Here is a 13,766-nt window from a genome sequence, read left to right as displayed (position 1 = left end):
ATGACTCAAGCAAAAAACACCCTCGGCTTGCTCGGCGCCGCCCTGATCGGCAGCATGGCATTGAGCAACAGTGCGTTCGCCGTCGAGCCGCTGGCCCAAGGTTACCAACTGGCTTCGGCCAAAGTGGCCGGCGAGGGCAAGTGCGGTGAAGGCAAGTGCGGCGGCAGCGGCAAGGCTTCCCAAAGCGAAGGCAAGTGCGGTGAGGGTAAATGCGGCGCCGGCGCCAAGGCCGGGGCTGAGGGCAAGTGTGGTGAAGGCAAGTGTGGCGACGCCTCGTTCGCCAAAACCGACAGCAATCACGATGGCAAGGTCTCGCGCGATGAGTTTTTGGCGGTGGCCAAGGACCGTGCCCGTGATTTCGACACGATCGACCGCAACCATGACGGTTTCATCTCCGAGCAGGAAGCGGCGGATCACCTCAAGGCGATTTATCAGGCCAATGGCAAGGCCATGCCTGATGGCTTGTTCAGCCACCTGACCGGCAAGCCCTGACTTTCTACCCCATGAAACGCCACAACGCTCCTCCTGCTGGCCAGGTGGGGCGTTGTGCCTGTTGGAGAGCTTTTATGTTTCCCGCAATGTTGAACATCGGGCTAGGCCTGCGTCGCGGCCTGTTGCCGGAACTGCTGGCCATGGAGGCGGGTGCAGTGGACTTTCTGGAGTGTGCGCCGGAAAACTGGATTGCCGTGGGCGGCGCCTACGGCAAGGGCCTGGCCCAGCTGGCGGAGCGCTTTCCTGTCACCTGTCATGGGTTGTCTTTATCGCTGGGTGGCAGCGCGCCGCTGGACCGCCATTTTCTTGAGCAGACCCGGCAGTTTCTCGACCGATACCAGGTGCGACTGTACAGCGAGCACCTGAGCTATTGCAGTGATGACGGGCACCTGTACGACCTGATGCCCATCCCGTTCACCGATGAAGCCGTACGCCATGTGGCCGCGCGCATACGCCAGGCTCAGGAGCAGCTGGAGCGGCGCATTGCCGTGGAGAACATCAGCTACTATGCCGCGCCGTATCAGGCGATGAGCGAACTCGACTTCATCCGGGCGGTGCTTGATGAAGCTGATTGTGACCTGCTGCTGGACGTCAACAACGTCTATGTCAACGCCTGCAACCATGGTTACGACGCCCGGCAATTTCTTGCAGGCCTACCCCAGGCGCGCGTGACCGGTATGCACGTTGCCGGGCATTACGATGAAGCGCCGGACCTCAAAGTGGATACCCACGGGGCCGCCGTGAAGGAAGATGTCTGGACGCTGTACGCCACCGCTTGTGCGCGTTTCGGCATACGGCCGACGGTGCTGGAGCGTGATTTCAACTACCCACCCTTGGCCGAACTGTTGGCCGAGACGGCGCGTATGCGTGCTGTGCAATGCGCTGCCGGAGGGCAAGCAGATGAATGAGACCTTGCGTGCGCAGCAGTATGCCTTGGCCCGTCACCTGCGCGACCCGCAGCGCCATGCCCCGCCGCCCGGCGTCGAGGCCCGCCGCCTGAGGGTTTACCGCGAATTGTTCTATGGCGCCATCGAAGGCTTGCTGGCTGGCAGCTTCCCGGTCATGCGCCAGGCGTTGGGCGAGCAGCGCTGGCATGCCCGAGTAGGTGATTTCTACGCCAGTTACCGTTGCCAGACGCCGTTGTTTACCGAAATTGCCGAAACGTTCGTCGACTACTTGCAAGGTGTGGCGCTGGACACCCCTTGGCAGCTGGAGCTGGCGCATTATGAGTGGGTCGAGGCGCAACTGTACCTGAGCGATGCCGAGGACCCGGCGCATGATCCAGGTGGAGACCTGCTGGATGGGCAGCCGTTGTTGTCTTGTGTGGCGCGCGTGTTGGCCTATCGTTGGCCGGTGGATCGCATTGGCGTGGACTACCAGCCAACGGCTACCCCGGCGTCGCCTACCTTGCTGCTGGTTTATCGCGATGCCCGGTTTCAGGTGCGCTTTGCCCGGTTGGCCCCTATGGCGTATCGGTTGCTGGCGGAGCAGGGGACTGGAAGAGAGCGGCTGCAGGCATTGGGCGGGGATGTGCAGCAAGGGTTGGCATTGTTGCAGGCATTGCGCGAGCAGGGTGTCATTGTCGGAACCGTTTGAAGGCATTGGGGGCTGCGCAGCAGCCCCCGGTCCTTATCTGCCGAACCGCGTGCCAAGCCAATGATCGAGGCTAAGGCGCCCGGCGCCCTTGAGTAGCAGTGGCAGCAACGCTATCAGGTAGATCAGCGGCAATTTGTAATTGCCGAAGCCCTGGTCGGTAATGGCATAGCCTTGGGCCAGCTCCGCCAGGCCCGACCAGTGCGCCGGCCAGTGCACTGCCGCTATCGCTACAACGGTCACCACCATCAAACCCAGCGATGCCAGCCTGGTCCCCAGGCCCAGCAACAGTAGCAACGGCAGCACCAACTCGGCCCACATCGACAGCTGCCAGTTCAGCTCTGCGGGCAGCAGGTTGAAGGGGAACGGGAAGCTGGACTGCAGGTCGGCGAACCAGTTGCTGCCGTTGAATTTCTCCAGGCCGGATTCGAAAAACTCCCAGGCCAGAAATACCCGTAATGGCAAGTCGGCGCTCCAGCTGCCGATGCGATCAACGGTGGTCAGGGTACGGGTCAAGGTCGTCATGTGCGGTGCTCTCTTCAGGCAAGGGCGCGGGTGCTGCGGCGTTGTTTACGGGCCACTTTGGCGGTGAGCTTGACGGCGATGGCGCTGAACATCAGGGCGAACGCCAGCGGGTACCAGCCCCCCATGGGAATGCGTTTGTAGAAGGACAGGCAGAACACCCCAGCCAGTACCCACATGCCGCTGCTGTGCAGCGCTTGCCAGGCACGGCCGCCCAACAGCCGCATGGGCGCCTTGAACGAGGTGGCGGTGAGCAGCAGCAAGAACAGGTAGCCGACCGTACCGGGCAGGCTGGACGTGAGCGTGCGGCCTGCCCAGAACAGTTCGGGGAACTGCTGGGCGTAGCGATAAATCAGCACGCCATGCACGGTGTGGGAGAACGCGAATGCCAACCCCAGGTAACGTCGCTCCTGAAGGATGCGGCGGCTTGAGGTGCCAGGCAGCAAGGTCACCAGCGACGAGGCCAGGAACGCCAGCAAGAACAGTGCGAACGAGCTGCGTGCGGTGGCACGAATGGCACTGCGCAAGCCGTCCGGGTCAGGTTGGCTGGCCAGGACCACGGCGCTCATCGCCAGGGTCAGGCCGGCAAGGGCGGCGAACAGCTTCCAGCCGGAGGGCAAGGTGAAGGCTTTCATGAGGGTCTCCCGGGGTGTGGTTGTGTGACCGGGAGTGTCTCGAGGCGGGGTATCTGCAGTGTGTCAGGGGGATGCAGTTGTGTATCTGTTTGTAGAGGCGACCTCGCTTTTTACAGGAGCGGCCCGATCGAGATCCAAGGCCGTTCCTGCCAACGATCGCAGATGCACTTCAGGTGAGTTCGATCTGCGCGCACAATCCGCCCTGTTCGCGGTTGCTCAATGTCAGCCGCCCCCCCATGGCCTGGATCAGCTGGTGGGCAATGGCCAGTCCCAAGCCGGTGCCACCCGTGCTGCGATTGCGTGAACCTTCCACCCGGTAGAACGGCTTGAGCACTTCATCCAGCTCGTCACCGGGTATCCCTGGCCCGTTGTCGAGCACGCGGATGATGGTGGTACTGCCCTCGCAGGACACATGCAGCTCGGCAGCACCTGCAAACTTCAGGGCATTGTCGACCAGGTTCACCAGTACCCGACGCAGCGCATGCGGGCGGGTTTCCAGCAGGGTACCGCTGTTGCCGTGGCGTTCGACCTGGGCGCCGCTGTCCTGGTAGTCGAATACCAGGCTGTCGAGAAAGGCATCAAGGTTGACCCGGCATGTCGCTTCGGTGCTGCTGTCCATGCTGCGGGCATAAGCCACGCCTTCGCGCACCAGGTGTTCCATTTCATCCAGGTCGTTCCAGAACTTGTCCCTTTCGACCCCCTCATCCATCACTTCGACCCGCAACTTCATGCGAGTGATCGGTGTTTGCAGGTCGTGGGAAATGGCCGCCAGCAACTGCATGCGTTCCTTGAGGTGGGCAGCAATGCGCGCCTGCAGGGCGTTGAAGGCCACGGCAGCGTAACGCACCTCGCGTGGGCCGCTTTCATCCAGTTGCACGCCGGGCTGGTCCGGGTCGAGGTTGTCCACGGCCTGGGCCAGACGGGTTAACGGGCCGATGGCCAGGCGTACGGCCAGCCAAGTGCACAGCAACAGCACAGCGAGCTGAATCAGCAGCACCACAGGCAACCAACGGGCTACCGGGACCGGTGTTGGCGTTACGTCGATGGTCAGGGGCGCGCCGTCGGCCAGGTTCAGGTGTGCCTGGAAATGCGCATTGGGCCCAGGGATTTCCAGAAAGGTCAGGCGGTAGTCGCTGCCAATGGCCTTGACGATCGACGCGGCGGCCATCGGTGGGTCACTGCTCGGCATCGCTTCGCCGGCCAGGCCTTGGTCGAGGCGATAGCGATAGGTGCGCCGTTCCAGGCGCGGCAGCCAGGCGGCACGCTCGGCTGCGGGCAGGCGGTCAAGGATGGCAACCGAGGTCGCCACGTCCTGCTCGAGGTTGCTGAGCATCATCGAGCGGCTGCTGATATAGCGCTCGTAGGCCTGCAGGCCAAACGACAGACCATAGGCCAACACCAGGCCGGTGAAGAAGATCAGTGCCAGGCGTGAGGCCAGGGTGCGTGGCCATTTCATGAGGGGGACTCGAGCAGTTGCACCGGCAGCGAGAACACGTAGCCCTCGCTGCGCACGGTCTTGATGCAGCTGGGCTCGCGGGCATCGTCACCCAGGCGCTGGCGCAGGCGGCTGACCAGCAAGTCGATGGAGCGGTCGAAGATGTCGGCTTCGCGGCCCTGGGTCAGGTTAAGCAGCTGTTCACGGCTGAGCACCCGCTGCGGGTGGTCGAGGAACACCCGCAGCAGGCGGTATTCGGCGCCGCTCAGGGCCACCAGGGTGCCTTCGCTGTCGAGCAGGTGGCGCGCGGTGGTGTCCAGGCGCCATTGACCGAAACCCAGCAGGCGGCTGCTTTCACTGATGGTCAGGTTGGGTGGCAGCATGCGTGTGCGGCGCAGCACGGCGTTGATGCGGGCGAGCAGTTCGCGGGCCGAGAACGGTTTGGTCAGGTAGTCGTCGGCGCCCATTTCCAGACCGATGATGCGGTCGGTTTCGTCATTGCGGGCGGTCAGCATCAGCACCGGCGTGTTGCGGTGCTTGCCGGCGCGCAGCTCGCGGCACAACAGCAGACCGTCGTCGCCGGGCATCATGATGTCGAGCACGATCAGGTCGACGCTGTTGGCTTCGAGAAAGGCGCGCATCTGCCGGCCATCGGCAACGATGCTGGTGCGCAGGCCGTTCTTCTTCAGGTAATTGCCGACCAGTTCGCGGATCTCGCGGTCGTCGTCGACGATCAGGATGTGATCGACGTGTTCCATGCGCTGGGTTCCTGTGCAAAGGGGGTTGGGCGCAGTGTACCGAGCGCGTTCGTCCTTGCCTGCGGGAGTTTGTATTGCAGTGTATCTGGCACGGGCAGAGATACAGCAGGAAGCACATCACAACGCTGGACGACACATGCGCGATACCTGGCAGGCGTGAAATGGCTCTCGACCGGGGAGCAACACTCCCCCCCAATTGTTACTCAGGAGAGATGCCATGAACGTCAAGACTATCGCCAGCGCCAGCCTGTTCGCCGTGCTCAGCTTCGGCGCCATCGCTGCCCAGGCCAGCACTGCCCCGATGCAGGATGGCGGGGTCATGCAGTACCGCTACGGTGAGCCTCTGGATGTGAAGAAAGTGCTGTCGGTTCAGGATGACCAGAGTAACGCCTGTGGCCTGGTGAATACCCGAATGGACTACCTTGACTCCCATGGCCAGCGGCAAAGCGTGCAGTACCGCACCTACGCCACGGGCGGTTGCCATGACAACTGATCGCCGCCGGATGCTCAAGGCAGGCGGTTTTGCGCTGGCGCTGACGGGTCTTGGATTGGCTGGGCACCTGAAGGCCCGCGACAGCTACGGCGCCATGCCGTCGCTGTCCGGCGCCAGCCAGTGGTTGAATTCGGCGCCGCTGGATGCCCCGGGGCTCAAGGGCAAAGTGGTGCTGGTGGACTTCTGGACCTGGGACTGCATCAACTGCCGGCGCAGCCTGCCGCATGTGAATGAGTGGGCGCGGCGCTATGCCGATCACGGTCTGGTGGTGGTAGGAGTGCACACACCCGAGTACGACTACGAGCATGATGTCGGCACTTTGCGGAGCAAGGTTGCCCGGTTGGGTATCGGGTATCCGGTGGCGGTAGATAACGACTACAAGGTGTGGAATGCCTGGGGCAACCAGTTCTGGCCGGCGCATTACTTTGTCGACCGCAAGGGGCAGGTGCGCCATGTGCATTTTGGCGAGGGGGATTATGGCGGGCAGGAACAGGTGATACAGGCTTTGCTGGATGAAAAAGAGTGATTCTCCTTTACCGGCCACTTTGCGGGCATGCCCCACAGAGAGAGTGCAATCAGTAACGTTTGCGCAGTACCTGTGGGAGCGGGCGTGCCCGCGAAGAAACCAACACTTTTCTATCAGGGGAAACTGGCAAAGTGCGCCTGCATTCGTGCCGCATCCGCCTGCCGCCCGCTGAACAGCTCGAATGCCTTCACCGCCTGGAACACCGCCATGTTGCTGCCATCCAGCGTGCGGCAGCCCAGTGCCCGGGCCGCGCGCAGCAGTTCGGTCTCCAGCGGGAAGTAGATGATCTCGGCCACCCACAGGCGGGCATGCAGCAATTCCACCGGCAGTGGCGTGCCCGGTAGCTTGGCCATGCCCACCGGCGTGGTGTTGACCAGCCCGTCCGCTTCGGCCAGGGCTGCGGCCAGGTCGGTGCCAAGCACGGCGCGCTCCGCGCCGAAATGGGCGTTCAGGTTGTCCACCAGCGCCTGCGCACGGGCTGCGTCCACTTCGAACAGCACCAGCCGCTCTACCCCTTCACCCAGCAGGGCATGGGCCACGGCCGAGCCAGCGCCACCGGCACCCATCTGTACCACCTGGCGCCGTGCCGCACCGGGAAGGCCACGGCGCAAGCCTTCGGCAAAGCCCAGGCAGTCTGTGTTGTGGCCGACTCGCTTGCCGTCCTTGAGCACCACGGTATTTACCGCGCCGATACCACGGGCCTCGTCGGACAGTTCGTCGAGCAACGGCAGGATCGCCTGCTTGAACGGGTAGGTAATGTTCAGCCCGGTGAAGCCGGTATGTTGCGCGGCTTCGAGCAGGCCGGGCAGGGCGCTGTCGTCCAGTTGCAGCTGGTCGGCGTCGATCAGCCGGTACAAGTAGCGCAGGGCCTGGGCGTCGCCTTCGTGTTCATGCAGGGCCGGCGTACGTGACAGTTGAATGCCGCGGCCGATCAGGCCGGCGAGGATGGCTTGCTGGCTCATGCCGTACGCTCCTGCAGCAACTCGGCGAAGTGGCTCAGCGCCATGCGGTAGCCGTGGCTGCCCAGGCCGCAGATGACACCGACGGCGATGGACGATACGAACGACAAGTGACGGAACGGCTCGCGTTTATGCACATTGGACAGGTGCACCTCGATCACCGGCAGTTCGCTGGCCACCAGGGCATCGCGGATGGCCACCGAGGTGTGCGTCCAGGCGCCAGGGTTGATCACGATGCCGGCGCAGCGGCCACGGGCAGCGTGGATCCAGTCGATCAGTTCGCCTTCGTGGTTGGTTTGGCGAAACTCGATTTCCAGGCCGTGGGCGTGGGCAGTATCGGCACATCCCTGAGCCAGGTCAGCGAGGGTTTCGTGGCCGTACTGGGCAGGCTCGCGGGTGCCCAGCATGTTCAGGTTGGGGCCGTTGAGCACGAGAATAAGGGGCTTCATGACGGGCATCGCTTTGTTGTTGTAGAATGCACGTAGTTTTGTACTGACTGGTTAGTTCCGTCAATTGGACAAGATCGTCGCACCGGGAAAGTGGGCGATTATCGAACTTCTTGGGCGTTCACCGTCCTGTGCCCAGCAGCACAAGGCTGCGCCTGCAAAGCAACGCAGCGCGTCATTACAAAATTGTAATCTTGCCGCCACCGCCCCGATAACCGGCCCTTTCTACAGTCCCTCGCCAATGCTTCGCCGAGAGGACCTGTGTCGTGCCCATCCCCCGCAAGATCGCCTTGCTCTGTCTGTTGCTGGCCAGTGCCACCGGCGCCCAGGCCAGCCAGGCGCTGAGCCTGCCCCAGGCGCTTGCCGCCGCTTTCGCCCAGAACCCGGAGCTGGCTGCAGCCGGCCGTGAAATTGGCATTGCCGATGGCGAATGGCGCCAAGCCGGGCTGATCCCCAACCCGGAGCTGGCCTGGGAGGTCGAGGACACCCGTCGCGACACCACCACCACCACCGTCACCCTCAGCCAGCCGCTGGAACTGGGCGGAAAGCGTGGCGCACGTCTCGCCGTGGCGGAGGCCGGCCAGGCCATTGCCCTGCTCGACCTGGAGCGCCAGCGCAACGCCCTGCGGGCCGATGTGGTGCAGGCTTTCCACGCTGCCTTGCGTGCGCAGACCGCGCTGGAGCTGGCGCAGCAGTCGCAGGCATTGACTGAACGCGGCCTGCGGGTGGTGCAAGGGCGGGTTACGGCAGGCCAGTCATCACCGGTGGAGGCCACCCGTGCCCAGGTGCAACTGGCCCAGGCCCAGACCGAAGTGCGCCGCGCGAAAACCCAGCGCAGCGTGGCCTACCAGGCCTTGGCCCGGTTGACGGGCAGCCCGATGGCAAGCTTTGAACGGTTACAGGCGGCCAACCTTTCGCCAGGCATCGCGCCGGGTGCCGACACCTTGCTTGAACAGGTCGAACAGACCGTTGAATGGCGCCTGGCCGCTGCCCAGGTCGAGCGCGGCGATGCGTCCCTGGGTTCGGAAAAAGCCCAGCGTTTCCCCAACCTCACCGTCAGCCTTGGCAGCCAGTACAGCCGCGAAGACCGGGAGCGGGTGAACGTGGTTGGCCTGTCCATGCCGTTGCCGCTGTTCGACCGCAACCAGGGCAATGTCCTGGCGGCTGCGCGCCGTGCCGATCAGGCGCGCGACCTGCGCAATGCCGTGGAGCTGCGTCTGCGAAGTGAAACCCGCAGTGCCATCAGCCAGTGGGAGACGGCGATGCAGGACGTTGAAGCCTACGACCGCACCATCCTGCCGGCTGCGCAGCAGGCCGTGGACACCGCCACCCGCGGTTTTGAAATGGGCAAGTTCGCTTTTCTCGATGTACTCGACGCCCAGCGCACGCTGATCGAGGCTCGCGGGCTGTACCTCGAGGCGCTGGCCTCGGCGACCGACGCGCGTGCACACGTGGAGCGGATCTACGGCGATCTTGATGGCCTGAGCAACAAACCCGATAGCAGGAGCAACAATGACTAACCCACGCAAGCTAGCCCTTCTGGCCACTGCCGTTGCGGCCCTTGGCCTCGCTGGCCTGGCCTGGACCGGCACACTCGGCCAGGCGTCCAAGGCTCAAGCCCCCCATGACGACCATGGTCAAGACAGCCACGGCCACGCTGCAGAGCAGGCCGCCGCAGGCCCTGCAGAGGAGGGGCATGGCGAAGAAGAGGGCCAGTTGCACCTGTCTGTCGCGCAGATCGAATCGGCTGGCGTGCAACTGGCTGCCGCTGGCCCCCGTGAGTTGGGCACCGCCATCAGCTTCCCGGGTGAGATCCGCTTTGACGAGGACCGCACCGCACATGTGGTACCCCGCGTGCCGGGTGTGGTCGAAGCGGTGCAAGCCGAGTTGGGCCAGGCGGTCAGGCGCGGCCAGGTACTGGCGGTGATTGCCAGCCAGCAGATCTCCGACCTGCGCAGCGAACAGCAGGCCGCCCAGCGTCGTCTGGAATTGGCGCGGTTGACCTTTCAGCGGGAGCAACAGCTGTGGCAGGAGCGAATCAGCGCCGAGCAGGATTACCTGCAGGCGCGCCAGGCCCTGCAGGAGGCCGAGATCGCTCTGGCCAACGCTCGGCAGAAGGTCGCGGCGGTGGGCCCGGCCGGTGCCGGCAACCGCTATGAACTGCGCGCACCCTTCGATGCGGTCGTCGTGGAAAAGCACCTGACCGTGGGTGAGGTGGTCGACGCGACCAGCAACGCGTTCACCCTGTCCGACCTGAGCCGGGTGTGGGCCACCTTCGCCGTGGCCCCTCGTGACCTGGACAAGGTGGTGACCGGCCGCGATGTCAGGGTCAGTGCGCCGGACCTGGGCGCCGAGGTCCAGGGCAAGGTCAATTACGTCGGCAGCCTGCTCGGCGAGCAGAACCGCGCCGCCACTGTGCGCGCCACACTTGCCAATCCCAATGGCGCCTGGCGCCCCGGGCTGTTCGTCAACGTGGCTGTCAGCGTCGACCGCTTCGAGGCCGCCGTGGCGGTGCCGGAAAGCGCCCTGCAAACCTGGGAGGCGCAGACCGTGGTGTTTGCCCGCACTGCGGAAGGCTTCGAGGCGCGCCCGGTGAAGACTGGCCGCCGCGATGCTGGCCAGGTGGAAATCACCAGCGGCCTGGCCGCCGGTACTCAGGTTGCGGCCGCTGGCAGCTTTGTCCTCAAGTCGGAACTGGGCAAGGGCTCGGCCGAGCACAGCCACTGATCACGGGGACACCTGCATGTTCGAACGCCTGATTCAATTTGCCATCGAGCAGCGCCTGGTGGTGATGCTGGCCGTGGTCCTGATGGCCGCGGTGGGTATCCACAGCTACCAGAAACTGCCGATCGATGCTGTGCCGGACATCACTAACGTCCAGGTGCAGATCAACACCGCCGCCCCCGGCTATTCGCCGCTGGAGACCGAGCAGCGCATCACCTTTGCCATCGAAACCGCCATGGCCGGCCTGCCAGGGCTCAAGCAGACCCGCTCGCTGTCGCGCTCGGGCCTGTCGCAAGTCACGGTCATTTTCGATGATGGCACCGATATCTTCTTCGCCCGCCAACTGGTCAACGAGCGCCTGCAGGTGGCCCGCGAGCAATTGCCTGAGGGCATCGAGGCGAGCATGGGGCCGATCTCCACCGGCCTGGGGGAAATCTTCCTGTGGACGGTGGAAGCCCAGGAGGGGGCGCTCAAGGAAGACGGTACACCTTACACCCCAACCGACCTGCGGGTGATTCAGGACTGGATCATCAAGCCGCAGCTGCGCAATGTGCCGGGTGTGGCCGAGGTCAACAGCATCGGTGGCCATGCCAAGCAATACCTTATTGCACCAGAGCCCAAACGCCTGGCGGCCTACAAGCTCACCCTCAACGACCTGATTGCAGCGCTGGAGCGCAATAACGCCAACATTGGCGCTGGCTATATCGAGCGCAATGGCGAGCAGTTGCTGATTCGCGCGCCTGGCCAGGTGGCCTCGGCCGAAGACATTGCCAACATCGTTATTTCCAGCGTCGACGGCACGCCGATCCGCGTCAGCCATGTCGCCCAGGTTGGCCTTGGCCAAGAGCTGCGCTCGGGGGCAGCCACCGAAAACGGTCGGGAAGTCGTGCTGGGCACGGTGTTCATGCTGATTGGCGAGAACAGTCGCACGGTGTCGCAGGCGGTCGCTGCAAAACTGGTCGAGATCAATCGCAACCTGCCCAAGGGCGTAGTGGCAGTGACGGTGTACGACCGCACCCACCTGGTGGAGAAAGCGATCGCCACGGTGAAGAAGAACCTGATCGAAGGTGCAATCCTGGTGATTGCCGTGCTGTTCCTGTTCCTCGGCAACATCCGTGCTGCACTGATCACGGCCATGGTTATCCCGCTTTCGATGCTGTTCACCTTTACCGGCATGTTCAGCAACAAGGTCAGTGCCAACCTGATGAGCCTGGGCGCGCTGGACTTCGGCATCATCGTCGACGGCGCGGTGGTGATCGTGGAAAACGCCATCCGTCGCCTGGCCCATGCCCAGCTGCGCCACGGTCGCATGCTGACCCGCGCCGAACGGTTCCATGAGGTGTTTGCCGCCGCCCGCGAAGCACGCCGGCCGCTGATCTATGGGCAGTTGATCATCATGGTGGTGTACCTGCCGATCTTTGCCCTTACCGGGGTCGAGGGCAAGATGTTCCACCCCATGGCCTTCACCGTGGTCATGGCCCTGTTGGGTGCGATGGTCCTCTCGGTCACGTTCGTACCGGCGGCCATTGCCCTGTTCGTCACCGGCAAGGTCAAGGAGGAGGAAGGCCTGGTGATGCGTACGGCTCGTCAGCGCTATGCCCCGGTGCTGGCCTGGGTGCTGGGCCGGCGCAAACTGGCGTTTGCTGCTGCCGCCGCCCTGGTGCTGTTGTCCGGCGTGGTGGCCAGCCGCATGGGCAGCGAGTTCATCCCCAGCCTCAGCGAGGGTGACTTCGCCCTGCAGGCCCTGCGAGTGCCGGGCACCAGCCTGTCGCAGTCGGTGGACATGCAGCAGCGCCTGGAGCAGGCGATCATCGCCCAGGTGCCCGAGGTGGAGCGGGTGTTTGCCCGCACCGGCACTGCCGAGATTGCCTCCGACCCGATGCCACCGAACATTTCCGATGCCTACGTGATGCTGCGCCCGCGCGAACAATGGGTTGACCCGGGCAAGCCGCGGGATGAACTGATCGCCCAGGTGCAACGTGCCGCTGCCAGTGTACCGGGCAGCAACTATGAGCTGTCGCAGCCCATTCAGCTGCGCTTCAACGAGCTGATTTCCGGGGTGCGCAGCGATGTGGCGGTGAAGCTGTTCGGAGACGACATGGAGGTGCTCAATCGCACTGCCGCGCAGATCGCCACCAGCCTGCAAGGGGTGCCAGGCGCGTCCGAGGTGAAGGTGGAGCAGACCACGGGCTTGCCGGTACTGACCATCGACATCGACCGTGACAAGGCCGCCCGTCATGGCCTGAATGTGGGCGATGTGCAGGGCGCCATCGCCATTGCCGTGGGTGGCCGCACCGCCGGTACGCTGTATGAGGGCGACCGCCGCTTCGACATGGTCGTGCGCCTGTCGGAAACCTTGCGTACCGATGTCGACGGGCTGGCCAGCCTGCTGATTCCCGTACCGGCCAGTGCTGCTGAGGGGGCCGGGCAAATCGGTTTCATCCCGCTGTCGCAGGTAGCCACGCTGAACCTGCAACTGGGCCCGAATCAGGTGAGCCGCGAGGATGGCAAGCGTGTGGTGGTGGTCAGTGCCAACGTGCGTGGACGCGACCTGGGCTCGTTTGTGCAAGAGGCCGAGCAGGCCCTGATCGACCAGGTGCAGGTGCCACCGGGGTACTGGACGCGTTGGGGAGGCCAGTTCGAGCAGTTGCAGTCGGCGGCCGAGCGCTTGCAGGTGGTGGTACCGGTAGCCTTGCTGCTGGTCATGGCACTGTTGCTGATGATGTTCAACAACCTCAGGGACGGCCTGCTGGTGTTCACCGGCATCCCCTTTGCGCTGACCGGCGGGGTGCTGGCGCTGTGGTCGCGTGATATTCCGCTGTCCATTTCTGCCGGGGTCGGGTTCATTGCATTGTCGGGAGTGGCAGTGCTGAACGGGCTGGTGATGATTGCCTTTATCCGCGGGCTGCGCGAGGAAGGGCGCACGCTGCGGGCGGCGGTCGAGGAGGGTGCGCTGACCCGATTGCGGCCGGTACTGATGACGGCGCTGGTGGCCTCGCTGGGGTTCATTCCGATGGCCTTGGCCACCGGGACCGGTGCGGAGGTGCAACGGCCACTGGCAACGGTGGTGATTGGCGGGATCTTGTCCTCTACAGCGCTGACGTTGCTGGTGTTGCCGGCGTTGTATCAGTGGGCGTATCGGCGGGAAGAGCAGCAAGAAGGCTGAGCAGTCGGGGCTGCAAG

14 protein-coding genes are annotated in these 13,766 nt (G+C 64.1%); 8 read left to right on the top strand and 6 right to left on the bottom strand.

All coding sequences use genetic code 11. The annotated features are described in order from the left end of the window. The 3 genes from QCL51_RS15585 (at window position 1) to QCL51_RS15575 (ending at window position 2,088) form a co-directional block, all read left to right on the top strand. Window positions 1-492 (top strand): hypothetical protein, encoded by a 492-nt coding sequence (locus QCL51_RS15585; RefSeq protein WP_003250451.1) that lies wholly within the window; start codon window positions 1-3, stop codon window positions 490-492. A gap of 74 nt (window positions 493-566) precedes the next feature. After that, window positions 567-1,400, top strand: a complete 834-nt coding sequence (locus tag QCL51_RS15580; RefSeq protein WP_103444095.1) for a DUF692 domain-containing protein — start codon at window positions 567-569, stop codon at window positions 1,398-1,400. Continuing rightward, window positions 1,393-2,088, top strand: a complete 696-nt coding sequence (locus QCL51_RS15575; RefSeq protein WP_021782827.1) for a putative DNA-binding domain-containing protein — start codon at window positions 1,393-1,395, stop codon at window positions 2,086-2,088. The genes QCL51_RS15580 and QCL51_RS15575 overlap by 8 nt, the downstream gene beginning before the upstream one ends. A 33-nt stretch (window positions 2,089-2,121) precedes the next feature. On the opposite strand, the gene QCL51_RS15570 is transcribed toward QCL51_RS15575, so the two are convergent. From QCL51_RS15570 to QCL51_RS15555, 4 genes are all read right to left on the bottom strand, one after another. Further along, window positions 2,122-2,610, bottom strand: a complete 489-nt coding sequence (locus tag QCL51_RS15570; RefSeq protein WP_021782826.1) for a DoxX family protein — start codon at window positions 2,608-2,610, stop codon at window positions 2,122-2,124. Between the two features lie 14 nt (window positions 2,611-2,624). After that, on the bottom strand, window positions 2,625-3,242 hold the full coding sequence (locus QCL51_RS15565) for a ferric reductase-like transmembrane domain-containing protein (protein ID WP_021782825.1): 618 nt from the start codon (window positions 3,240-3,242) through the stop codon (window positions 2,625-2,627). 169 nt (window positions 3,243-3,411) lie between these two features. Further along, on the bottom strand, window positions 3,412-4,698 hold the full coding sequence (locus tag QCL51_RS15560; RefSeq protein WP_103444097.1) for a HAMP domain-containing sensor histidine kinase: 1,287 nt from the start codon (window positions 4,696-4,698) through the stop codon (window positions 3,412-3,414). Then, window positions 4,695-5,435: a response regulator gene (locus tag QCL51_RS15555; RefSeq protein WP_003250463.1), complete on the bottom strand. Its 741-nt coding sequence runs from the start codon at window positions 5,433-5,435 to the stop codon at window positions 4,695-4,697. The genes QCL51_RS15560 and QCL51_RS15555 overlap by 4 nt, the downstream gene beginning before the upstream one ends. A 217-nt stretch (window positions 5,436-5,652) precedes the next feature. On the opposite strand from QCL51_RS15555, the gene QCL51_RS15550 reads away from it, so the two are divergent. Further along, a complete protein-coding gene (locus QCL51_RS15550; protein WP_021782823.1) occupies window positions 5,653-5,928 on the top strand; it encodes a DUF2790 domain-containing protein in 276 nt (91 codons plus the stop codon). A 10-nt stretch (window positions 5,929-5,938) separates the two neighbouring features. Continuing rightward, window positions 5,939-6,454, top strand: coding sequence for a thioredoxin family protein (locus QCL51_RS15545; protein WP_103444098.1), 516 nt, complete (start codon window positions 5,939-5,941; stop codon window positions 6,452-6,454). A gap of 113 nt (window positions 6,455-6,567) precedes the next feature. Here the strand turns inward: QCL51_RS15545 and QCL51_RS15540 are convergent, their stop codons facing one another. Further along, entirely contained in the window at window positions 6,568-7,416 is an 849-nt protein-coding gene (locus QCL51_RS15540) for a shikimate dehydrogenase (RefSeq protein WP_323600797.1), read from the bottom strand. Next, complete coding sequence (gene aroQ / locus QCL51_RS15535; protein WP_021782820.1) at window positions 7,413-7,862, bottom strand: type II 3-dehydroquinate dehydratase; 450 nt, start codon at window positions 7,860-7,862, stop codon at window positions 7,413-7,415. The genes QCL51_RS15540 and aroQ overlap by 4 nt, the downstream gene beginning before the upstream one ends. Window positions 7,863-8,125: 263 nt before the next feature. On the opposite strand from aroQ, the gene QCL51_RS15530 reads away from it, so the two are divergent. Genes QCL51_RS15530 through QCL51_RS15520 form a run of 3 tightly spaced genes read left to right on the top strand, consistent with a single transcriptional unit; the run spans window position 8,126 to window position 13,749 of the window. Continuing rightward, window positions 8,126-9,379 carry a TolC family protein gene (locus QCL51_RS15530; protein WP_021782819.1) on the top strand — a complete coding sequence of 418 codons (1,254 nt, stop codon included), beginning with the start codon at window positions 8,126-8,128 and terminating at the stop codon, window positions 9,377-9,379. Continuing rightward, window positions 9,372-10,586 (top strand): efflux RND transporter periplasmic adaptor subunit, encoded by a 1,215-nt coding sequence (locus QCL51_RS15525; protein WP_103462701.1) that lies wholly within the window; start codon window positions 9,372-9,374, stop codon window positions 10,584-10,586. The genes QCL51_RS15530 and QCL51_RS15525 overlap by 8 nt, the downstream gene beginning before the upstream one ends. A gap of 16 nt (window positions 10,587-10,602) precedes the next feature. Continuing rightward, the gene (locus tag QCL51_RS15520; protein WP_021782817.1) at window positions 10,603-13,749 is read left to right on the top strand and encodes a CusA/CzcA family heavy metal efflux RND transporter; all 3,147 of its coding nucleotides are present in this window, start codon (window positions 10,603-10,605) and stop codon (window positions 13,747-13,749) included. Window positions 13,750-13,766: the final 17 nt, after the last annotated feature.

The organism is Pseudomonas sp. LTR0 (assembly GCF_036630035.1).
Classification (GTDB): domain Bacteria; phylum Pseudomonadota; class Gammaproteobacteria; order Pseudomonadales; family Pseudomonadaceae; genus Aquipseudomonas; species Aquipseudomonas putida_Y.
This window is presented reverse-complemented; position numbering and strand designations above follow the sequence as displayed.